Source organism: Bacillus sp. FSL M7-0003, from assembly GCF_038628485.1.
Classification (GTDB): Bacteria; Bacillota; Bacilli; order Bacillales; family Bacillaceae; genus Bacillus; species Bacillus safensis.
The window spans coordinates 580,579-599,266 of record NZ_CP152024.1; the positions used below are offsets into that span (position 1 = coordinate 580,579).

At 40.6% G+C, this 18,688-nt stretch carries 27 protein-coding genes; 16 read left to right on the forward strand and 11 right to left on the reverse strand.

Features of this window, described 5'->3' with window-relative positions; translation table 11 throughout:
* Nucleotides 1-57 precede the first annotated feature (57 nt).
* On the forward strand, nt 58-183 hold the full coding sequence (locus MHI23_RS02820; protein ID WP_277600443.1) for a hypothetical protein: 126 nt from the start codon (nt 58-60) through the stop codon (nt 181-183).
* A gap of 24 nt (nt 184-207) precedes the next feature.
* Here the strand turns inward: MHI23_RS02820 and MHI23_RS02825 are convergent, their stop codons facing one another.
* Complete coding sequence (locus MHI23_RS02825; protein WP_025093561.1) at nt 208-576, reverse strand: UPF0715 family protein; 369 nt, start codon at nt 574-576, stop codon at nt 208-210.
* Between the two features lie 277 nt (nt 577-853).
* Here MHI23_RS02825 and MHI23_RS02830 point away from each other — a divergent pair, with 277 nt between their 5' ends.
* Nucleotides 854-2,002 carry a type II asparaginase gene (locus tag MHI23_RS02830; RefSeq protein ID WP_029707961.1) on the forward strand — a complete coding sequence of 383 codons (1,149 nt, stop codon included), beginning with the start codon at nt 854-856 and terminating at the stop codon, nt 2,000-2,002.
* A gap of 35 nt (nt 2,003-2,037) precedes the next feature.
* Here the strand turns inward: MHI23_RS02830 and MHI23_RS02835 are convergent, their stop codons facing one another.
* Nucleotides 2,038-2,931: an alpha/beta hydrolase gene (locus tag MHI23_RS02835; RefSeq protein WP_125587423.1), complete on the reverse strand. Its 894-nt coding sequence runs from the start codon at nt 2,929-2,931 to the stop codon at nt 2,038-2,040.
* 56 nt (nt 2,932-2,987) lie between these two features.
* Nucleotides 2,988-3,440 (reverse strand): helix-turn-helix domain-containing protein, encoded by a 453-nt coding sequence (locus tag MHI23_RS02840; RefSeq protein ID WP_024427804.1) that lies wholly within the window; start codon nt 3,438-3,440, stop codon nt 2,988-2,990.
* Between the two features lie 421 nt (nt 3,441-3,861).
* On the opposite strand from MHI23_RS02840, the gene MHI23_RS02845 reads away from it, so the two are divergent.
* From MHI23_RS02845 to MHI23_RS02860, 4 genes are all read left to right on the forward strand, one after another.
* Entirely contained in the window at nt 3,862-4,467 is a 606-nt protein-coding gene (locus MHI23_RS02845; RefSeq protein ID WP_122631434.1) for a TetR/AcrR family transcriptional regulator, read from the forward strand.
* Nucleotides 4,468-4,498: 31 nt separating this feature from the next.
* Entirely contained in the window at nt 4,499-5,695 is a 1,197-nt protein-coding gene (locus MHI23_RS02850; protein ID WP_025093558.1) for an MFS transporter, read from the forward strand.
* Between the two features lie 138 nt (nt 5,696-5,833).
* A complete protein-coding gene (locus tag MHI23_RS02855; protein ID WP_125587421.1) occupies nt 5,834-6,862 on the forward strand; it encodes an acyltransferase family protein in 1,029 nt (342 codons plus the stop codon).
* 186 nt (nt 6,863-7,048) lie between these two features.
* A complete protein-coding gene (locus MHI23_RS02860) occupies nt 7,049-7,837 on the forward strand; it encodes a GNAT family N-acetyltransferase (RefSeq protein ID WP_125587420.1) in 789 nt (262 codons plus the stop codon).
* On the opposite strand, the gene MHI23_RS02865 is transcribed toward MHI23_RS02860, so the two are convergent.
* The gene (locus MHI23_RS02865) at nt 7,829-8,302 is read right to left on the reverse strand and encodes a GNAT family N-acetyltransferase (RefSeq protein WP_125587419.1); all 474 of its coding nucleotides are present in this window, start codon (nt 8,300-8,302) and stop codon (nt 7,829-7,831) included. The two genes, MHI23_RS02860 and MHI23_RS02865, sit on opposite strands and share 9 nt — an antisense overlap.
* A gap of 41 nt (nt 8,303-8,343) precedes the next feature.
* Here MHI23_RS02865 and MHI23_RS02870 point away from each other — a divergent pair, with 41 nt between their 5' ends.
* The gene (locus tag MHI23_RS02870; RefSeq protein WP_024425418.1) at nt 8,344-8,613 is read left to right on the forward strand and encodes a YesK-like family protein; all 270 of its coding nucleotides are present in this window, start codon (nt 8,344-8,346) and stop codon (nt 8,611-8,613) included.
* Here MHI23_RS02870 and MHI23_RS02875 read toward each other — a convergent pair.
* The 3 genes from MHI23_RS02875 to MHI23_RS02885 form a co-directional block, all read right to left on the reverse strand.
* Entirely contained in the window at nt 8,610-9,149 is a 540-nt protein-coding gene (locus tag MHI23_RS02875) for a GNAT family protein (protein ID WP_024427798.1), read from the reverse strand. The two genes, MHI23_RS02870 and MHI23_RS02875, sit on opposite strands and share 4 nt — an antisense overlap.
* Complete coding sequence (locus MHI23_RS02880; RefSeq protein ID WP_024425420.1) at nt 9,146-9,541, reverse strand: VOC family protein; 396 nt, start codon at nt 9,539-9,541, stop codon at nt 9,146-9,148. Before MHI23_RS02880 ends, MHI23_RS02875 begins: the two co-directional genes overlap by 4 nt.
* Before the next feature lie 68 nt (nt 9,542-9,609).
* Nucleotides 9,610-10,233, reverse strand: a complete 624-nt coding sequence (locus MHI23_RS02885) for a GNAT family N-acetyltransferase (protein WP_024425421.1) — start codon at nt 10,231-10,233, stop codon at nt 9,610-9,612.
* A 149-nt stretch (nt 10,234-10,382) separates the two neighbouring features.
* On the opposite strand from MHI23_RS02885, the gene MHI23_RS02890 reads away from it, so the two are divergent.
* From MHI23_RS02890 to MHI23_RS02915, 6 genes are all read left to right on the forward strand, one after another.
* Nucleotides 10,383-10,934 carry a TetR/AcrR family transcriptional regulator gene (locus MHI23_RS02890; protein WP_024425422.1) on the forward strand — a complete coding sequence of 184 codons (552 nt, stop codon included), beginning with the start codon at nt 10,383-10,385 and terminating at the stop codon, nt 10,932-10,934.
* Between the two features lie 77 nt (nt 10,935-11,011).
* The gene (locus MHI23_RS02895) at nt 11,012-11,554 is read left to right on the forward strand and encodes a dihydrofolate reductase family protein (RefSeq protein WP_025093553.1); all 543 of its coding nucleotides are present in this window, start codon (nt 11,012-11,014) and stop codon (nt 11,552-11,554) included.
* Nucleotides 11,555-11,662: 108 nt separating this feature from the next.
* Nucleotides 11,663-12,136 carry a MarR family transcriptional regulator gene (locus MHI23_RS02900; protein WP_342492271.1) on the forward strand — a complete coding sequence of 158 codons (474 nt, stop codon included), beginning with the start codon at nt 11,663-11,665 and terminating at the stop codon, nt 12,134-12,136.
* A complete protein-coding gene (locus tag MHI23_RS02905) occupies nt 12,120-12,743 on the forward strand; it encodes a nitroreductase family protein (RefSeq protein ID WP_342492272.1) in 624 nt (207 codons plus the stop codon). Before MHI23_RS02900 ends, MHI23_RS02905 begins: the two co-directional genes overlap by 17 nt.
* Before the next feature lie 17 nt (nt 12,744-12,760).
* Nucleotides 12,761-13,813: an LLM class flavin-dependent oxidoreductase gene (locus MHI23_RS02910; protein ID WP_342489838.1), complete on the forward strand. Its 1,053-nt coding sequence runs from the start codon at nt 12,761-12,763 to the stop codon at nt 13,811-13,813.
* A gap of 350 nt (nt 13,814-14,163) precedes the next feature.
* Nucleotides 14,164-14,457 carry a hypothetical protein gene (locus MHI23_RS02915; RefSeq protein ID WP_277722400.1) on the forward strand — a complete coding sequence of 98 codons (294 nt, stop codon included), beginning with the start codon at nt 14,164-14,166 and terminating at the stop codon, nt 14,455-14,457.
* A 33-nt stretch (nt 14,458-14,490) separates the two neighbouring features.
* On the opposite strand, the gene MHI23_RS02920 is transcribed toward MHI23_RS02915, so the two are convergent.
* A complete protein-coding gene (locus tag MHI23_RS02920) occupies nt 14,491-15,054 on the reverse strand; it encodes an XRE family transcriptional regulator (RefSeq protein WP_342492273.1) in 564 nt (187 codons plus the stop codon).
* A 110-nt stretch (nt 15,055-15,164) separates the two neighbouring features.
* Between MHI23_RS02920 and MHI23_RS02925 the strand changes: the two genes are divergently transcribed.
* Nucleotides 15,165-15,752 carry a LysE family transporter gene (locus MHI23_RS02925; RefSeq protein ID WP_024425429.1) on the forward strand — a complete coding sequence of 196 codons (588 nt, stop codon included), beginning with the start codon at nt 15,165-15,167 and terminating at the stop codon, nt 15,750-15,752.
* Nucleotides 15,753-15,756: 4 nt separating this feature from the next.
* Here MHI23_RS02925 and MHI23_RS02930 read toward each other — a convergent pair whose 3' ends face one another.
* Entirely contained in the window at nt 15,757-16,308 is a 552-nt protein-coding gene (locus MHI23_RS02930) for a GNAT family N-acetyltransferase (protein ID WP_024427791.1), read from the reverse strand.
* Nucleotides 16,309-16,431: 123 nt separating this feature from the next.
* Between MHI23_RS02930 and MHI23_RS02935 the strand changes: the two genes are divergently transcribed.
* Both MHI23_RS02935 and MHI23_RS02940 read left to right on the forward strand, forming a co-directional pair.
* Complete coding sequence (locus tag MHI23_RS02935) at nt 16,432-16,617, forward strand: CsbD family protein (protein ID WP_024427790.1); 186 nt, start codon at nt 16,432-16,434, stop codon at nt 16,615-16,617.
* Nucleotides 16,618-16,765: 148 nt separating this feature from the next.
* Nucleotides 16,766-17,428 (forward strand): O-methyltransferase, encoded by a 663-nt coding sequence (locus tag MHI23_RS02940; protein WP_025093548.1) that lies wholly within the window; start codon nt 16,766-16,768, stop codon nt 17,426-17,428.
* Between the two features lie 36 nt (nt 17,429-17,464).
* Here the strand turns inward: MHI23_RS02940 and MHI23_RS02945 are convergent, their stop codons facing one another.
* Nucleotides 17,465-17,791, reverse strand: a complete 327-nt coding sequence (locus MHI23_RS02945; protein WP_025093547.1) for an AzlD domain-containing protein — start codon at nt 17,789-17,791, stop codon at nt 17,465-17,467.
* On the reverse strand, nt 17,788-18,513 hold the full coding sequence (locus tag MHI23_RS02950) for an AzlC family ABC transporter permease (RefSeq protein ID WP_024425434.1): 726 nt from the start codon (nt 18,511-18,513) through the stop codon (nt 17,788-17,790). The genes MHI23_RS02945 and MHI23_RS02950 overlap by 4 nt, the downstream gene beginning before the upstream one ends.
* Between the last annotated feature and the right edge of the window lie 175 nt (nt 18,514-18,688).

The following is an 18,688-nucleotide window of genomic DNA, read 5'->3' on the forward strand; positions in this document are numbered from 1 at the left end:
AGTGATTTTTTTATGGTGTGATTGACTGTGTGGTCAAGCAAAGGAGGAATGTAACAAGTGAAGGCGATGAAGCATCACAAAATTGCCCTTCATTACTATACAGAACAGGATTTTGTACGTCCTAGGAAGATCGCTCAAGATGGATACCGATTATTTGATGGGAAAAAGATAGACATGCTTTAAAGAAAATGAAAAAACACCTTCGCGTTAGGTGTTTTTTTCATGCATTCTTTGATAAAACAAAGAATCACAAGTCCAGTAGATAAGACTGCTCATGATGATAATTGGTAAAGACGCCTGGCTCCCAATACCATCGATGAAAAAGAGCATGACAACCATTGCAATCAGTAAATACGCAGCTAAATAAAGAGGATGGAAAGCCTTTGGCTGCAAAGAAAACAATAACTGCAAAGGAACCGCAAAGACGAAATAAAAAACAAAAAAGATAGGAATATAAAATATCAGAAACGCAGGTTCAGCTTGAATAGGTGGAAATAAGCAGACAAACAAGCCGAGTAAAATAGAGCTGATGAATAGTGTGATGAGGATTTTGTAAAAGGGTTGAAGCGAATGCAAAATGTATACTCCTTTTTTGTAAAATTTACTATATTTTATCATAAATTCATTATCAAGCATCGGTTATTTTTAAAATACGCTACCTTCAATACTCAACTGAATTACAGCAAATTTAGGTAATAAGAATTGAATAAATCATTAATATAACGACCTTTTTACCTTTATTTGGTTCTATATCTTTAGCCTCATGTCGATGAATGAAGGTATGGTATAAAGTAAAGCCTATAGAAAGAGATTTAGCCATGAAATCCATCAAATGAGGAAAAGAGATGATCCAATGAACATGACAAAATGGTTAGGTGCTGTCCTTCTTTCTGTTTTATTATTGGTGACAGCAGCCTGTGCGAACACAGGCACTCAAGAGAATACTCAAAGCGAAAAAGAAAACGTATCCAATGAAACAAAAGAGAAAAACAAGGCGGTTGAAACAGGGAATAAGTCCTTATCAAATATTAAGGTATTAGCCACGGGCGGGACGATTGCTGGCAGTTCAGACAGTGATACAGATACGACGGGCTATAAATCTGGTTCACTCGGCATTGATAAAGTCATTGCTTCCGTTCCACAGCTGAAGGATATTGCAAATGTCACGGGTGAGCAGGTTGCGAATGTCGGCAGTGAAAATGTTGATAACGCTCTTCTTTTAAAATTAGCCAAGCGAGTGAATGAACTATTAAAAGATGATCAAGTAGATGGCATTGTCATCACGCATGGAACAGATACACTTGAAGAAACAGCTTACTTTTTACATCTGGTTGTTAAAAGTGATAAGCCTGTGGTGGTCGTTGGCTCAATGAGACCAGCATCCGCAATCAGTGCGGATGGTCCGCTTAACTTGTATCATGCGGTGAAAATTGCATCAACCAAAGAAGCAAAGGGCAAAGGGGTCATGGTCACATTAAATGACCGAATTGCATCAGCTCGATTTGTTACGAAAACAAACACGACCACAACCGATGCGTTCAAGTCACTTGAGCAAGGATACATCGGAGAAGTTACTGGTGAAGTGGTGTCCTTTTATAACGAACCGACAAGAAAACATACGACTGAAAGTGAATTTGATGTATCAAAGATAAAAGAATTACCGCAAGTCGATATTTTATATGGCTATCAAAATGATCAAAAATATATGTATGATGCAGCAGTAAAAGCAGGTGCGAAAGGGATTGTCGTCGCTGCAGTAGGAAATGGAACGATGTCAACAGAAGCCATCAAAGGGGCAACAGATGCAGTGAAAAAAGATGTGGTTCTTGTGAGGTCAAGCCGTACGGGTAATGGAATTGTCACCCATGAAAAAACGGATGATGAACATCACTTTGTGTCGTCTGATTCATTAAACCCGCAAAAAGCACGTATTCTGCTCATGCTGGCACTAACGAAGACAAAAGATCCAGTTAAAGTGCAAAGGTATTATGAACAGTATTAATGAAGAAAAAGACCCAAGTCATATTGGGTCTTTTTTTATGCATGTTCCTGAAGTTCAGCACGTTCCTTTAAAGAGAGTAAAATATCTCGCCAAATATCGTCTACATCAGTAAGAAAGTGCCCTGCTTGATCGATATAATGGGTTTTGACGTTTGGAATCGCCTGAGCTATTTTTTCTATTTCTACAAATGGAGCCATTGTATCTTCTTTTCCATGCCAGACATCAACAGGGATTTGAATATCTTTCATATCGAATGCCCATGGTTTCGAGAGTAAAATGGGTTCACGAATACATTCATCCACCGATTGACGAGTTGCTTCGTATAAATGGGTCATCATCATCTCTAACTGCTCATCGGTTTGAAGGAATTGCCGATCCCACGGATGTAAATGCTTGTTCCCGTTTTTGGCCAGCTTCTTAAATTTCTCTGGTTTGTTCTCAATCATTTTCTTTTGGGAATGATAGCTTGCTTTCAATAGCCAAGGAAACTTCTTACTAAGGAAAAAGGCTAATTTATTTTCTTTCAGCATGTTTTTCGGCGGTTTCCCGTTCTGAAAAGGGGTTGTACTTGAGATCAGTGCAGCTGAAAGGACGCGATCCGGCAATTGATAGGCACAACCAGCAGCGAATGCGCCGCCTCCAGATACACCCATCACTGAAAAATGTTGAATACCAAGATCATCTGCCACTTCTAGCACGTCTTTTGCCCAGTCTAAAATTGTACGGTCAGGTAGAGGGGTAGATAAACCAAATCCAGGTCGATCAACACAGATGAGACGAATGCCGAGTTCTTGAGAGATTGGATCATCATCTAAAAACATCACTCTTGATCCAGGTGTCCCATGAAAAAAGAATACTGGAAACCCTTCAAGATCACCGTATTGAGTCAAACCGATGTACCGGCCATCTTGTAAATGAATGCTTTGCATATTTTCATCCCCTTAATAGTTTAGATAACTTAAGTGTTGATGAGAGAAACACCGTATTAAGGCGCTTCTTTTGCAATCTGATAGATTTTTTCGTATAGAGATAGTAATGTTTTTAAATCTTCTTTTGGAAGCTTTGCATAATATTTTTGTATAAGGTGCAGTTGAATGTCTTCCGTATTCTTGTGATAGTCATGGCCCTTTTGAGCACAATCAACAATGATTTCTCTTCGGTTATGTGGATTAATTTCTCGTTTGACATAGCCGAGCTTCTCAAGCTTTGATACAAGCTGGCTAGCTGCGCTGGCAGAAATCGAAAAGTAATCAGCTAATTCATTGATTGTTCTCGTTTTCGTGCGCAATAGCTCAAGTGTCAGCTCTTGTTTGGCTGATAAATCTGCATACTCATGTTTTAAAAATCGCTGATACTCTTCTACATAAATTGAGCCTAGAGCATTCGAGTATTCAATGATCTTTTTACCGTAATGAATGATTTCCTCATCCAATGACATCACCTCTTTTCTATTATAGGTAATCTTTATATTTAAGTGAAGTTAAATATAAAGAAAAGTTAAATGAATGACGGATATACTGAAAGGGAGATCATCGGTATATTCACTTTTTCATCAAAAAGGGACAAAGAATACTTCCCATGATTCCCGCACATTCATAAAATGTCGTTGGCTTGAATTTGAACACGTAGTACGCCAAAGTAGCCATGAAAAGGTCGCAGAAGAAAAATACGTATAAGTCCTTTTTTGTGATAGCGCAAATGACTGTTCTGTTTGTTTTCACATGAATCACTCCTTATGAAGTCCAATGCTTTTTTCATTGTATTATGATAAAAATCCATTTATAATAAAAAAATAAACCAACTGGTCGGTTTTATTTTGTCCGTATGAAGAAATGCAGGGTAGAAAGGGATTGTGACACATGACAAGTACACAAAGCGGGGCTGGAAAGAGTGAGAAGACGAAGCAAAAAATCGTCACCGCTTCTCGTGATTTATTTGCGAAAAAAGGATATTCAGAAACATCCGTGCGCGATATTTTAGAGGCTGCTGAGGTGAGTAAAGGCAATCTCTATCATCATTTCAAAGGAAAAGAGTTTTTGTTTCTTCATATTATGGAAGAGGATCACCGTTTGATGATGGAAACGTGGCATGAGGAGAAGAAAACACAGCACCGGGCTGTCGATAAGCTCGCTGCATTTGCAGAGATGCTCAGTCAAATGGGCATTAACTACCCATTAATGAGAGCGAGTGAGGAATTTTGTGCCAGTGCTTTTACATCAGACGAAGTCATGGAGCGGCTGAACAAGATTGATGTCGATTTTGATGATGTGATGAGAGATATCTTACTTGAGGGAAATGAAGATGGCAGCTGGTCGATCCAGCATGTGGAGTCAAAAGTGAAAATATTACTTTCCGTTTTTTATGGATTAGACGTGTTATATAAAAATGACACCATTGAGCAGAAGAAAGAGTTACAAAAAGAGGCGATCTCATTGTTTATTCACGGGATCAACCATCATGAGTAACAAGTGAGTCAGTAAAGGGGAAACAAACATCATGCAAAAACCGATTCGTGAGCAAAAAGCAGTACTCGTGATTTTATTAAGTAATATATTTATTGCGTTTTTAGGCATTGGTCTCATTATTCCTGTCATGCCGCTATTCATGAATGTCATGCATCTAACAGGGAGTACAATGGGATACCTTGTGGCGGCGTTTGCCGTTGCCCAGCTCATCGCATCACCTATTGCAGGTAGATGGGTAGACCGCTACGGAAGAAAGATTATGATTGTGTCTGGGCTGTTTCTATTCGCGTTATCAGAACTCGTTTTTGGTCTTGGTACACACGTGTATGTTCTGTATTTTGCAAGGCTTCTAGGCGGTATTAGTGCGGCATTTATTATGCCGGCTGTCACTGCATATGTCGCAGATATTACGACCGTTCAAGAAAGATCAAAGGCGATGGGCTATGTCTCTGCGGCCATTAGTACCGGTTTTATCATCGGTCCGGGAATTGGCGGGTTTATAGCAGAATACGGCGTACGCCTGCCATTCTTCTTTGCGGCAGGGATTGCGTTTATTGCCGTCATTTCGTCTATGTTTATGCTGAAGGAGCCTTTAACAAAAGAAGAGCGAGAGAAGCAAATGAATGAAGTGAAAGAATCGACTTTCTTTAAAGATTTGAAAAAATCAATTCATCCAAGCTACCTCATCGCCTTTATCATTGTGTTTGTCCTCGCATTTGGACTATCTGCATATGAAACAGTCTTTAGCTTGTTCACAAATCATAAGTTTGGATTTGGTCCAAAAGATATTGCCGTCATCATTACCGTCAGTTCGATTGTGGCAGTCATCATCCAAGTACTTGTGTTTGGTAAACTGGTAAATGCCCTAGGAGAAAAAAGAGTCATTCAGCTATGTCTGATTATCGGGGCTGTCCTTGCTTTCGTTTCAACCGTTGTTTCAGGCTTTTTGGTTGTTCTGATTGTCACATGTGTCATTTTCCTTGCGTTTGATTTATTGCGTCCAGCATTAACGACCTTCTTATCCAAAATCGCTGGCAACCAGCAAGGATTTGTCGCAGGGATGAACTCTACCTACACAAGCCTAGGTACGATTTTCGGGCCGGCACTTGGCGGCATTTTATTCGATCAAAATATTCATTTCCCATTTTTATTCGCAGGTGTTGTCTTATTTCTTGGATTAGGCTTAACCCTTATTTGGAAGGGGAAGGCAACGGTTGAATCTGATTAGATTAGGGGCTCTAACTAGGGCTCTTTTTTTTGTTCCTTTTGGATAGATTTTTGAATATAATCACAAGGTCCCTGTTGATAAGGTGTTATTCATGTTAATCTAATACATGTTTTACCAAATACAGGAGGGGGATTTTCAATGCAAATTAAAGAGATTTTTTTTATTCGGTGTATCTCGTGTTTGAGTGTTGTGCTCATTCATGCAATAGCCATTTTATCTAGTCCTCAATCATCATCGATTCTTGTAGCACTACTCATGTTCAGTACACCGAGTTTTATTTTCATTTCTGAGTTTTTATTGGCGCATGCTTATCCAAATGGTACACCTAAAGGATTTATGTGGAAGAGAGTGAAAGCCATCTTTTTCCCATTTGTATTTATTGGGATTGTCGATGGATTTATGCATTCGGCATCGTTAAATGGAGGGGCAGCTGACTTTTTTAAAAGAGCTTCAGCAAATGTCTTATTGGGAAATTATATTGGTTATTTTGTTCTGATTATTTTTCAATTTTACTTTTTGCATATGTTTTTTCACAAAATTGCTAAGCGTACCTCAGCCAAATGGGTATTGCCGATCTCCTTTATCATCACAGTTGGTTATTTAAGTGTCATGAACCTCGTCAAAATCCCACAACCTCAATTACCTAATCCAATGTTTGGCTTAGAATGGATTCCATTTCCAGGGTGGTTATTCTATTTTTGTTTAGCCTATTATTGTGGAGTGAATTATCAGCAGTTTATCACAAGACTTCATCGTTTTAAGTATGCCGTGTATGGACTTGTTTTGATTTCCGCAGCGACCCTTCTAAGCAATTCATATGTAGGCTTTTTCGAGCCTTCTTCTAAGAGGCCAGACGTTGTTCTTTATACAATCAGTATTGTCTTCTTATGTTTTCTCTTGTTTTCTAAAGTGAAAAGCGTTCCACCTTTCGTAGCTGTCATTAGTCAATATTCATTCACCATCTATTTGCTTCACGGGTATTTTCTAGGTATCTCTGTGTTGCTATGGGGACAATTAAAAGATTATCCATTCTTTGTAGGGACAATCATAATATCAGCACTAGCAATTGCTGGATCTATCCTATTGTCATGGTTAGCGAATCATTATAAATATGGCTATATGTTTGTCGGTAAAATCAACAGAACGAGACGAAAAACAGTCGCTTAACCCTGATTTGGAAGGGGAAGGTGACAGAAGAAGCATGAGTAGAATAATATCATCCAGAATGTAAGAGACCTTTTAAATGAGGTCTCTTTTTTAAAAAAATTGCGCCTTTGCAAAATCCCTTTTTTTGCAAAGAATTCTCTATGTCAGCTGCTTTTTCTTTATAATGGAAGGATAGGAGGGAGCATCGTGCATCTATTGAAGCAGCAAAAGACACCATTAATGAAAAAAGGAATTAGACAGATCGATCCGGCATATCCAGTGTTTGTAGATGCGGTCATGGATGGCATGATACAAGGACATCTTTATGTAGATGATGAAGCGCATCCGCTTGTTTATTTTCTCGAAGCTTCATGCGGCATTTATTATGTAGCAGGAAGGAGTGAAGCGGAGCTGTTACGCTGCTCAGCCTTCATTGTGGATGTGTACGAAAGGCAGAAAAGACAAAACGGCCGATTCACCTTATTTTCAGCAAATCCATTAACAGATGCAATGATGAAAAAATGTCTTGGGTTACATCTGAATGAAATGGAAAGACATGCGTACGTTTATTCACAGGCATATTCTCATGCCACTCAGCCTCATCCAGGCTATAGAGTAGAGCGGACAAATGAGCAGGTGATGACTGCAAGCAGTGCTTTCCCTCCTAGCTATTACGAAGCCTATTGGGGAGAAACAGCTCGTTTTCTATCAAAGGGAATCGGGATTGCCATTTTAAATGGAGAGAACGTGGTAAGTGAATGCGTCTCTATTTTTTCAAGTATGGATCGTGCGGAGATAGATATTTGGACAGATGAGTCTTATCGCGGAAAAGATTTGGCGCTGCTGGCAGCTCAGCATATGATCAGCATCTGTCTTGAAAAAGAGAGGACGCCGCATTGGGATTGCGATGTCCATCACCTAGCTTCAATCAAACTAGCAGAGAAGTTAGGCTTTCAGAGGCTCAAAACCTATCGATTGTTTTATGGTTCAAGATGAGAAGGTTTTGAGAAACCAAGCATCCATTGCAGAATGCTCAGAGCCTTCAAGCGGTTCTGAAAGAAGAGAAAAGCCATATCGCTGATAAAGGCCTATAGCTGCTGTTAATTCCCGGCGGGTTTCTAAATAACACGCTTCGTAGTATGCAGAGGCATATTCCAGTGCCGTATCCATCAGTTTTTTGCCCGCACCTTTTCCTTGTGCTTTTGGACTTAAATAAAGCTTTTGTAATTCACATACTCCCTTTGTAAATGGAGCAATCCCTACACCGCCCACAATCTCACCCTGCTCTTCAGCAATCCAATAGGCTGCATGAGTCAATGATTGATAGTATTCGAAAAGCTGGTCAAGTTGGGGATCAGTGTAGGCTGTTCCTTCAATCGCTAGATTCGCTGATTCTAGTGACTGGCGGATAATCGCTGCGATATACGGGTTGTCTTTTTGCTCAATGGGTCTAATGTTCATTTGAAGTACCTCCATTGTTATGGGTTAGGAGTTGATATCACATGTTCTGGCTGCAAACCGCCTTTTTTACAATCGTTGTCTTGTGTCTCTCATGGTGGGCAGGGAAAAGACGCCGGCAGCGCCATGCGGGGTTCATTGTCCCAATATGCTTGATTTTATTTGGTTTGGTTTTATTGATTGTTAGTTTTTTTATTGGCAGATGGGAAGGCATGGTGCTTAGTCTAGCGAGTATCTCTATAGTTCTCTCTTCCATCATTTGTTTAATCATCGTCACTGGAATTCAATTTTTTAAAAAAGATGACCCTTCTTAAGCAGGAGCATCTGTATTCATCATGTTTTTATATTCTTCACGAAGGATGCCCATGATGATGACATCTGAGTATGTACCGTTGAAATAGAGCGCTTGGCGTCTTTTCCCTTCGTATTGAAATCCGGCTTTCTCATAGCTTCGAAAGGCCCTTGGATTGTGGGAAAAGACTTCAAGCTCAAGACGGTTGAGTTCTAATGTGTCAAAGGCAAATGCTTGAACCATCCGAACAGCTTCAGTGCCATAGCCTTTTTGAAAATGCTCTGGCCCGTGAAGCGCAATGCGGAAGCTTGCCGTATGATTGATTGGATCAATGTCCACAATCGCCGCATCTCCAATCATCTCTTTCGTGTCTAGCAGACAAATGGCGAAATCTCGTCTGCTGTCATCCTGCAAAAAGCGGGTATAGGCGGAGCGAATTTCTTCTAGTGTGAACGTTTTGCGTGTGCCAGTCATATAAAGTGTTTCTGCATGCTGGCATCCTCTTTGAATACCAGGATAATCTTGTTCTTCAATCGGTCTCAAAAATATACGAGTCATGACGGATCACCCTCCTCTATATATCGAGAGATTTCAATTAAATTCAGATCAGGATCACGGATATAAACAGATTCAATAGGACCTAATGTACCTGTGCGTCTGACCGGCCCCTCTTCAATGGGGACCACTTGCTTCCGGAGGTGCAGCAGCAAACTGTCCATGTCTAAATCGGTGATAAAGCACAAATCATGAGAACCAGGAAGAGGATGAGCCGCTTTTGGCTCAAATTCATGACCAGCTTCATGAAGGTTGATCTTCTGTAAACCAAAACGAAGCGCTTTACGGCCTTCACCAAAAGTTTCTTCCTTCATCCCTAATACGTTTGTATAAAATCGAATGGTGTCTTCCATATGTTGTACAGTCAACACGATATGATCAAGTCGTCGTATCATCAGTCTCTCCTCCAAGTATGATCATTGATTGAACTGACTCTATTATATCATCACCTGAAGAGGATACCTTATTTAATCACGGTTTTATAGCTCCAGCTTTCCAAGGACATTTCCTTTCCGCGCAGTACCCTTTCATCAAATTCCATCCAGCCATTTTTTCGGTAGAACTGACGATTGGCCTCGTTGTGTGTCATCAGTGTAAACAGTCCGCCGCCTTGCCGGGCGATAAAGGGAAAAAGGCATTGCTTTAACATGCGGCTTCCGAGTTTTTTTCCTTGCTGGTCTTTTGCCACGACAAGTGCTTCTAAATACCAGTAAGGCTGCTTTAAGGAAGAACATGCTTTTTTCGCCTCCTTTAACACACGGAACACATGCTGAACCGCCGATATACCGCCAATGAAGAGCAGCTTTAACCCACCTGATAACACATAATCCATGAAGCCTGGTTCAGGAAGACGCGGATGCTTTAAAAGGGCAGCAGACACAATGTTCTCGTTTTCAACCCCGACCAAACAGATTTGATGCTGAAAATACACCTTTGTATTGACCAAATGCAGCTGACGAGCGAAAGCAGACCGGTTTGAGACCTTTTCACATAATAGGTCAAAAAATGAATAGTCCTGAAACGAATCATCTAACAACTCTGCCACTTGAGGCAGTTCATCCTCTCTAGCAAGTCTAAAATGAAACATATATTGGTCCTCCTTTACTGAACACATATAGATTATTGAACATGTGTTGAGTATAATAAGAAGTAAACCAATCGAACATCGGCAATGGATGAGATCCTGTTCATAAATAGACATTTGGCGCCTGATTGTTCAACAATGGAGGGGTTGTCATGAAGGACAGACGAACAATCAAAACAAAAAGAGCCATTCGGGAAAGCTTCCTTGAGCTGTTAAAGGAAAAGGAAGTGCAGCAGATTACGGTATCAGAGCTATCAAGGAAAGCGGATTTAGGCAGGGGAACCTTTTATTTGCACTATCAAGATGTGTTTGATTTATATGAACAGCTTGAGAAAGAACTATTCGATCAGCTCGGAGGGTTATATGATGAAACCTTTCCAAGTCAGGACCCTCTTGATATGCTTTCCTTTTTAAACAAAACGACGGAGTACTTGAAAGAGAATCAATATATGTTGACGTTATTTGTAAAACCAAATGGTCCAACAACAAACCAATTCAAAGCATTTTTCAAAGAAAAAATCATGAAAGAATGGCAGCTTGATCAGCGGCCGATTACAGAGAATGAGCAAATAGAGGCCTCTTTTGTCGTGTCTGGTGTCGTGGGTGTACTCGAGGAATGGATTCACGAAGAAATGACCATTGATGCCGGCAAGCTCGCGCATAAATTATACGAGCTTCTCCTCAAGGTGGAACAGGAATCGTAAAAAGTTATGTAGCTTTTGTCTTTCCTTTTTGATAAAATAGAATATATGTTCTTATTTGAAGTAAGGGAGTGGTGGGAGTGAGTGAGAAAAGGAAGCTGCTTTTTTATGGGGCGATGAGTATCGATGGATATTTAGCGAGAGAGGATCATCGGCTCGATTGGCTGATAGGGACAGAGGGCGAAGAAGAAACGAGCTACGACACCTTTTATGCGTCAGTCGATACGCTGATCATGGGGCGCAATACATATGAACAAGTTCTTCAGCTGTCACCAGATGAGTTTCCTTATGAAGGAAAGACATGTTATATCATGTCACGTACGTTACAAGACAGTCTGGAAGGAACCCATATCATTCGCGAAGATGTCTTATCATTTGTGAAAAAATTAAAGAATGAAACAGGCCGGAATATTTGGATTGTCGGCGGCGGGGGACTGCTTCAATCTTTCATAAAAGAAAGATTGGTTGATGAGCTTTTTCTTCAAATCGTACCTGTCATCATTGGAAGAGGAATTCCTCTCTTTTCGCCGGCGGATCTGGAATCCAAGTTTTCATTACAGGATGTACATCAATATAAACAAATTGCTGAAATGCATTTTATCTTAAAAGAAGAGGATCACTGAACCAAGGTGGTCTTTTTTTTATGAAATAAACTCGTTGACAAGAAAATATCCTAGTGTTAGGATAAATTTATCCTAGTTTTAGGATTTCTTGAAAAAGGAGTAGTTGCCATGGTGCAGCATGATCATGAATTAGATTTAAGGCTATTCCGCGTGTGGATGAAAGCCTATCAAGCCCTTTTTACAAATATCCAAAAAGACATTGAACGTTATGATATCGGATTTGAGAACTTTCAGATCCTTGAATTGCTCTACAGTAAAGGGCCTCAGCCTGTTCAAAAAATTAGCGATATCCTCTCAATCCCAAGTGGAAGCATGACATATGTCGTGAACAAACTAGAAAAACAAGAACTGGTGAAAAGGCAATGTGCGACTTCAGATAAGCGGGTATTTCATGTATGGCTGACGGAAAAAGGGAAGCAATTGTTTGACGATATTTTCCCTAAACACACAGAGGTCATTTCGCAAAATCTAGCCTTTATTGAAAAAGAAGAAAAAGAGCAGCTCATTGAATTACTGAAAAAAATCGGTTTAGGTGCAAAACAACTTCGCGAAAAGGGGAAACAAGATGACACTCAGCTTTGATACGTTGGTACGTGAAAGACGATCCGCATCAAATTTTTTGCCAAATATCTCGATTTCGAGAGAAGAGCTTAACAGCATATTTGAAGAGGTCAAGCTGGCACCATCCGCTTTTAACTTGCAGCATACACAATATGTTGTCGTCCAAACAGAAGAGCTGAAAGAACAAGTAAGAAAAGCGGCATTTGGACAATATAAAGTGCACTCTGCTTCAGCAGCGATCATCGTACTCGGAGATCCAAAAGCTTATGAGCACGCAGGGAACATATATGAAGGCCTAAAAATGCTAGGCATTATCAATGCGCAGCAATATGAAGAAATGGTCAGAGAGACCATGAGCTTTTATGTGCAGAGAGGAGCCGATTTCCAGAAGGAAGAGGCGATCCGCAATGCTTCCTTATCTGCCATGCTGTTTATGCTTGCCGCTAAAAATAAAGGCTGGGATACTTGCCCGATGATCGGATTTGATCCCGAAGCAATGAAAAAGGTATTAAACATTCAATCAGATTTGGTTCCTGTGTTAATGATTACACTCGGAAAAGAAAAAGTAGAGAGCAGACAAGCGAGAGGCTATAGAAAGCCAGTTTCTGAATTTGTGACATATTTATAAGACAGGGGGTTCCCATCATGGAACTAGGAATTAGTACATTTGTTGAAACAACACCCGATTTTCAAACAGGAAAAACAGTCAGTCACGCACAGCGTATTCGAGAAGTAGTAGAAGAAATTATTTTAGCAGATCAAGTCGGTCTCGATGTATTTGGCGTAGGTGAGCACCACCGTGAGGATTTCGCCGCATCGAATCCAGCTGTCGTCTTAGCAGCTGCAGCCACACAAACAAAAAATATTCGTCTGACAAGTGCAGTGACAGTCCTTTCATCAGCAGATCCTGTTCGTGTATTTCAGGATTTTGCAACGCTGGATGGACTATCAAACGGACGTGCAGAAATTATGGCAGGCCGTGGTTCATTTATTGAATCATTCCCGCTCTTTGGCTATGACCTTGATGACTATGAAGAATTATTTGAAGAAAAGCTTGATTTGCTGTTGAAATTACAGCAGTCAGAGCGTGTAACATGGAGCGGAAAGCATCGCCCGTCCATTCAGGATGTTGGGGTATACCCAAGACCTGTTCAAGATCCGCTTCCAATCTGGATCGGCAGTGGAGGAAACCGTGAATCTGTCGTACGTGCTGGATTACTAGGGTTACCGCTTGTACTTGCCATCATTGGCGGAAGTCCTAGACAGTTCGCACCGCTCGTTCAGCTGTACAAGCAAGCGGCAATGCACGCTGGACATGACCCTGAGAAATTAACTGTAGCATCACATTCTCATGGATTTGTTGCGGCAGAAACAGACCTGGCAGCAGATCAATTCTTCCCATCTACACAGCATGTGATGAACACATTAGCGAGAGAGCGCGGCTGGGGACCTTATACTCGTTCTACGTTTGATGCAGCGAGAACTTTAGAAGGGGCGCTGTATGTAGGAGATCCAAATACAGTGGCAGAGAAAGTCATTCACCTTAGAAAAAATGTAGGCATCACACGTTTTATGCTTCATGTACCGGTTGGTTCAATGCCGCATGATCAAGTGCTGAAAGCCATTGAGCTATTTGGAAAAGAAGTGGCTCCTAAAGTAAGAGAAGAGGTTGCCCGCTGGGAAGCAGAGCAAAAATAAATAAAAAGGCCGACCAAGAGAATAGGCTTGATCGGCCTTTTCTTATGCTTAAGGATCAGTGATACATGGTTTTACTGTAGGGCATTTGGCAGCAGAAGCAAATGGTGTGATCGCCAAGGAGAAGAGGAAAACAAGTTGAAAACAGATGAGCCATTTTTTCATGAAATCACCTCCGTTCACAATTGTTTCACTAGATTGAGGTGAGGATAAATGCATAGAAGTATGTAACGCACTCTATCCAGCATAAGACAATGATATCATAATTTTCAAAAAAATGAAAAAATAAACTTACAAAAGTTCTAAATTATGGTATAGTTTATACGTTCAACAAAAAAGGGAGGGATTTTTTTGTGAAAAAGGTCATGTCTTCTGTTTTGGTTGGAGTAATTGTCTTAACGGGTGCTGGGGTCACAACTGCTCCAGTGGAAGCAAAGGAGCAAACAAACAGTGAAGTAACGGCTCAGGCCAGTCGAACTGTTTCAGTAACAAGAACATATACGACATCAAACATCCCAGAAAGTATTGTATATGCAGAGGATGGCTGGGTCGGGATTTTAAAACAAACCTCTATTGAAGAATTAGGATTAGGAAAATATAGAGTCACATTTACTGGAACAGTGGTACGCGATCCGGGATTTAATTAAATAAAACGCAAAGCTGACAGGTGGACAAGCCTGTCAGCTTTTTTCATGAGGATAATAAAGAATCATTTGCATCCGTACCATTTGTTTTCCGGTTTGTTTATACGTGTGCGTCCGGTCCGCTTTAAAACGAATAGAGTCTCCGGCTTTTAAGGTGTATTGTTCATCACCAATGGATAAATCAAGGACTCCCTCAAAAACAGTGATCAATTCCTCTGTTCCCCCAATGTGTTCACTCGCACGAAGCGACCCGCCTCGATCAATTTCCACTCGGTACATTTCAAATTTCCCCCGGTCGTCAAAAGGGAAAGTCGTGTATACACGATATTTTCCATCATCTTCAGTTAAAACCTGTGCATCTTCCTTGCGTACTACCTTGATTTCAGGCTGTGGTGCGTGAATGAGCTCACTAAAAGATACCTTTAATCCGTTGGCGATTTTCCACAAAGTCGTGATGGTAGGGGTCGATTCTCCTCTTTCAATTTGTCCAATCATCGTCTTGCTGACACCAGTTAATTCTGCCATCTTTTCGAGGCTTAATTTTTTTTGATCTCTCAGAAGCCTCACATTTTTAGAAATAATCGATTGTACGTCTTCCATGAAAAAAGCTCCTTTCTCTATTTACTTTATAAAGACCGAACGTTACAATAAAACGTAATGTACGCAATAAAGTAATTAAAGTCTAAATAACGTATAAGGGAGGCGGCATTTTGATTGTATCCATGTTGATCTATGCTTTTGTTAGCAGCTTTACCCCAGGGCCCAACAACATCATGGCCATGGTCTTTACGAATAAATATGGGGTCAAGCAAACATTTCGATTTTGTTTAGGTGTAGGTATCGGATTTCTCGTCATTTTGTGTTTGAGCTGCTTCTTTAATCTCATCCTTTATCAAGTGATGCCGAAAATAGGATGGGTCATGGCGTTCATCGGAGCTGCATACATGATTTATTTAGCGGTCAAAATCATGAAAAGTAAAGGCGGGGATGACGAAACACTTGATCGCTACAATCATTTTATCCCTGGTATGATGCTGCAATTTATCAACCCAAAAGCGATTTTGTATGGATTGACTGTGATTTCAACATTTGTTTTGCCATATGGACAATCTAATATGCAGTATGTCATATGGACGCTGATTCTCGCACTCATTGGCTTTCTTGGTACATTCAGCTGGAGCTTATTTGGCTCTTTGTATAAGCGTTTTTTGACTGCTTACGAAAAACCGTTCCAGTATGTGATGGGGCTGCTTCTGATATACAGTGCGATTTCGATGATATGGGGCTATGTGATGTAAGTAGTCAGGAGCTTGGCAGCTGTCTGCCCATCACAACAGTATCATAATATAATCCGTCACTCAGCCGTTTATCGTTTTTTAATACGCCTTCAATCAAAAAGCCGTGGTTCTCATATAACCGAATAGCTTTTTTGTTCGTTTCCAGCACTTGAAGTGACATCTTCTGTATACCCTGCTGATCTGCCCAGTCGATTGAAGCGGCTAAAAGCTCTTTCCCGATGTGATAGCCCCAAGCATCTTTCTGGATGGCGACGCCAAATGTCACTTTGTGAGCAAATCGCTTGAGTGAATGGCCCTCGCATCTTGAAAAACCGACAATTTTTCTTTCAATAGCAGCGACCAAAAATAAATGCCGGCTTTGCTTGCTATCCTCTTGAATCAAAGCCTCAAATGCTTTTTCATCAAGAAAGGCTTCGCCCGGTTCACGGTCTAAATACTCTGTTTCACCATCGATTTTCAGTCTGAGAGCTGATAACTGTTTGGCATCGGCCGCTGAAGCGGACCGAATATGATAGGTCAACCCACGAACTGTGAATATTTTTTCAGAGACGATCATGAAATAGAACACCAACCCTTCTTCTAATGTCTATCATACCTGAAACGTGTACATCGCACACTCAGATGTTTTGTATCTTTCAAAAAGGCTAAATGAATAGTATCAAACGTGGAGGTGGAACAAATGAGTAAAGAAAAAGGACATATGGATAAAGCGAAAGGAAAAACAAATCAAGTCAAAGGTCAAGTCAAAGAAAAGCTTGGTGAAGCAACCGATCATCAAAACTTGAAAGCAGAAGGGAAAAAGGATCAAGCAAAAGGAAAGCTTCAAGATAAAAAAGGGGATGTCAAAAATAAGCTGAACGAGTAGAACCGAAACAAGTGCGTTGCTTCATGTATTCCTCATCACATGTCTTTCATCAAAAAAATGAATAGATGTGTGAAAAGAATTGATTATACGTTCTCACGATCATCATGTAGACTTGAGAGAGAAGACATGATCAAGGGAGATGGATGAAATGGAGCACGTGTGGGGAAAAGTTGACGAGTATATCACAGACAAGTTGATTCCTAAAGATGATGTATTGGAGCAAACCCTTACTCATAATAAGCAAGCGGGTCTGCCAGAAATTGATGTGTCACCAGCCCAAGGGAAAATGCTTTATTTATTAGCAAAAACGAAGAATGCAAAGCGCATTTTAGAAATCGGGACACTCGGTGGATACAGTACTATTTGGCTGGCTCGTGCTCTTGAAGAGGATGGGGAACTCATCACATTAGAGGCTGTCAGCCATCATGTACAGATCGCACAGCAAAACATCAGCAGAGCGGGCTTATCAGAACGGGTGAGCATTTTGGAAGGAAAGGCATTAGATACGTTATCTCAGTTAAAAGAGAAGGCTGCGCTTCCATTCGATTTCATTTTCATTGATGCAGATAAACCGAACAATCCGAAATATCTGAAGTGGGCGTTAGATTTCTCGAAAAAGGGAACAGTCATTATTGCAGACAATGTCGTCAGAAATGGTGCAGTCCTTCATGACTCTGATGAGGATGAACGAGTACAAGGAACTCGTGAATTTTTCGATTTACTCAAACAAGAGCCGAGAATAGAGGCAACAGCGATTCAAACTGTTGGGGAAAAAGGTTATGATGGATTTGTATACGGAATCGTCAAATGAAACAAAGCTTAACCACATGTGGTTAAGCTTTTTCTTTTAGAAAAACCATCTAGCAGTGCCCATCAGCATGACGCCGGCAAGAACAGTAAGTGACAGGCTTTTTGTCCAAACAGCAATGAGTACAGTAGGAGTCAAGACAGCAAGATACATCCAGTGAATGGTGACGCCTGTGCCTGTTGATGTATGGATGAAGAGATGCTCTGCAATCAAAGCTGTAAAGATACAAATAGGAATAAACGATAACCATTTCAGCACCACTTCAGGCAGCTGAATACTCCGTACAAATATAAAGGGTACGACTCTCGGAATGACGGTGACGATCATACAACCAACAATGAGCCATAACATAAAGCTGCTAATCATTTATCTGTCACCACCCCAATAGTTGCGACAAGTACAGTTGCTATGAGAACAGCCACATGTGATGGAACAAAATGAAGCAGAACAAACATAGCAATGACCATATACAACACAAGCGACAGGCGATGAGTTAACTTATTTTTGGGTACTGTCTGTAACGAAAGGACTAACAGTGCAGCAAACATCGCTGATAAAGCAAAATCAAGACCAAGCGCTTCAGGATTTGAAATCCAATGTCCAAAAATGCCGCCAAGTATGCAGGCCGCAATCCAGCATAAATACGCCGTTAAGTTCAGTCCGTGCATCCACCTGTTATTCAGCTTTCCTTTCTGCGCTAATTTATTTATCGCTACACCGAAGGATTCATCAGTCAGCAATAGACCGAATCCTATATTTTGTTTCACAGAGTAGCGTGTGAAATGAGGAGCAAGCGTCAGGCTGAGCAATAAATGCCGCAGATTGACAATAAATGTGGTGAAAATAATAGCGGAAAGGGGACTCCCTGTCACAAGCAGTGCACAGATAATAAACTGTGAAGCACCTGCGTAAATAAAAATCGATAAAAGCGCAATGTCCCATATACTTAACTGTGCGCTAATTCCAACAATTCCAAAGGCAAACCCAATACTCATATAACCGAGCAGGGTTGGCACACAATCTTTTATTCCCTCGAGAAACGGTTCATGTTCCGTGCTGGGAATGTGTTTCCTCGCTTCAATATCCAACGTCCTCTACTCCTTTTCTCCGTGGCCACCTATAGTTTTCTTACTATATGAAAACGAATTCAGCATGTCAATACCCATTTATCTTCTATTATATGAAGAAAAATGGTGACAAAAAAGGATTGAAGTCAACCAGAATTTGTTATAAAGTAGTCTGAAAATAAAAATAAATGAGGTG

Excerpts from the sequence above, each read along its gene's own strand:
- MHI23_RS02945 (WP_025093547.1), bottom strand. The coding sequence starts at position 17,791 with ATGATTAGCAGCTTTATGTTATGGCTCATTGTTGGTTGTATGATCGTC.
- MHI23_RS02900 (WP_342492271.1), top strand. The coding sequence starts at position 11,663 with ATGGTGCAGCATGATCATGAATTAGATTTAAGGCTATTCCGCGTGTGG.
- MHI23_RS02835 (WP_125587423.1), bottom strand. The coding sequence starts at position 2,931 with ATGCAAAGCATTCATTTACAAGATGGCCGGTACATCGGTTTGACTCAA.
- MHI23_RS02865 (WP_125587419.1), bottom strand. The coding sequence starts at position 8,302 with ATGAACATTAGACCCATTGAGCAAAAAGACAACCCGTATATCGCAGCG.
- MHI23_RS02890 (WP_024425422.1), top strand. The coding sequence starts at position 10,383 with ATGAAGGACAGACGAACAATCAAAACAAAAAGAGCCATTCGGGAAAGC.
- MHI23_RS02905 (WP_342492272.1), top strand. The coding sequence starts at position 12,120 with ATGACACTCAGCTTTGATACGTTGGTACGTGAAAGACGATCCGCATCA.
- MHI23_RS02855 (WP_125587421.1), top strand. The coding sequence starts at position 5,834 with ATGCAAATTAAAGAGATTTTTTTTATTCGGTGTATCTCGTGTTTGAGT.
- MHI23_RS02870 (WP_024425418.1), top strand. The coding sequence starts at position 8,344 with ATGTTCTGGCTGCAAACCGCCTTTTTTACAATCGTTGTCTTGTGTCTC.
- MHI23_RS02840 (WP_024427804.1), bottom strand. The coding sequence starts at position 3,440 with ATGTCATTGGATGAGGAAATCATTCATTACGGTAAAAAGATCATTGAA.
- MHI23_RS02935 (WP_024427790.1), top strand. The coding sequence starts at position 16,432 with ATGAGTAAAGAAAAAGGACATATGGATAAAGCGAAAGGAAAAACAAAT.
- MHI23_RS02830 (WP_029707961.1), top strand. The coding sequence starts at position 854 with ATGAACATGACAAAATGGTTAGGTGCTGTCCTTCTTTCTGTTTTATTA.
- MHI23_RS02845 (WP_122631434.1), top strand. The coding sequence starts at position 3,862 with ATGACAAGTACACAAAGCGGGGCTGGAAAGAGTGAGAAGACGAAGCAA.
- MHI23_RS02930 (WP_024427791.1), bottom strand. The coding sequence starts at position 16,308 with ATGATCGTCTCTGAAAAAATATTCACAGTTCGTGGGTTGACCTATCAT.
- MHI23_RS02940 (WP_025093548.1), top strand. The coding sequence starts at position 16,766 with ATGGAGCACGTGTGGGGAAAAGTTGACGAGTATATCACAGACAAGTTG.
- MHI23_RS02910 (WP_342489838.1), top strand. The coding sequence starts at position 12,761 with ATGGAACTAGGAATTAGTACATTTGTTGAAACAACACCCGATTTTCAA.
- MHI23_RS02885 (WP_024425421.1), bottom strand. The coding sequence starts at position 10,233 with ATGTTTCATTTTAGACTTGCTAGAGAGGATGAACTGCCTCAAGTGGCA.
- MHI23_RS02875 (WP_024427798.1), bottom strand. The coding sequence starts at position 9,149 with ATGACTCGTATATTTTTGAGACCGATTGAAGAACAAGATTATCCTGGT.
- MHI23_RS02880 (WP_024425420.1), bottom strand. The coding sequence starts at position 9,541 with ATGATACGACGACTTGATCATATCGTGTTGACTGTACAACATATGGAA.
- MHI23_RS02850 (WP_025093558.1), top strand. The coding sequence starts at position 4,499 with ATGCAAAAACCGATTCGTGAGCAAAAAGCAGTACTCGTGATTTTATTA.
- MHI23_RS02920 (WP_342492273.1), bottom strand. The coding sequence starts at position 15,054 with ATGGAAGACGTACAATCGATTATTTCTAAAAATGTGAGGCTTCTGAGA.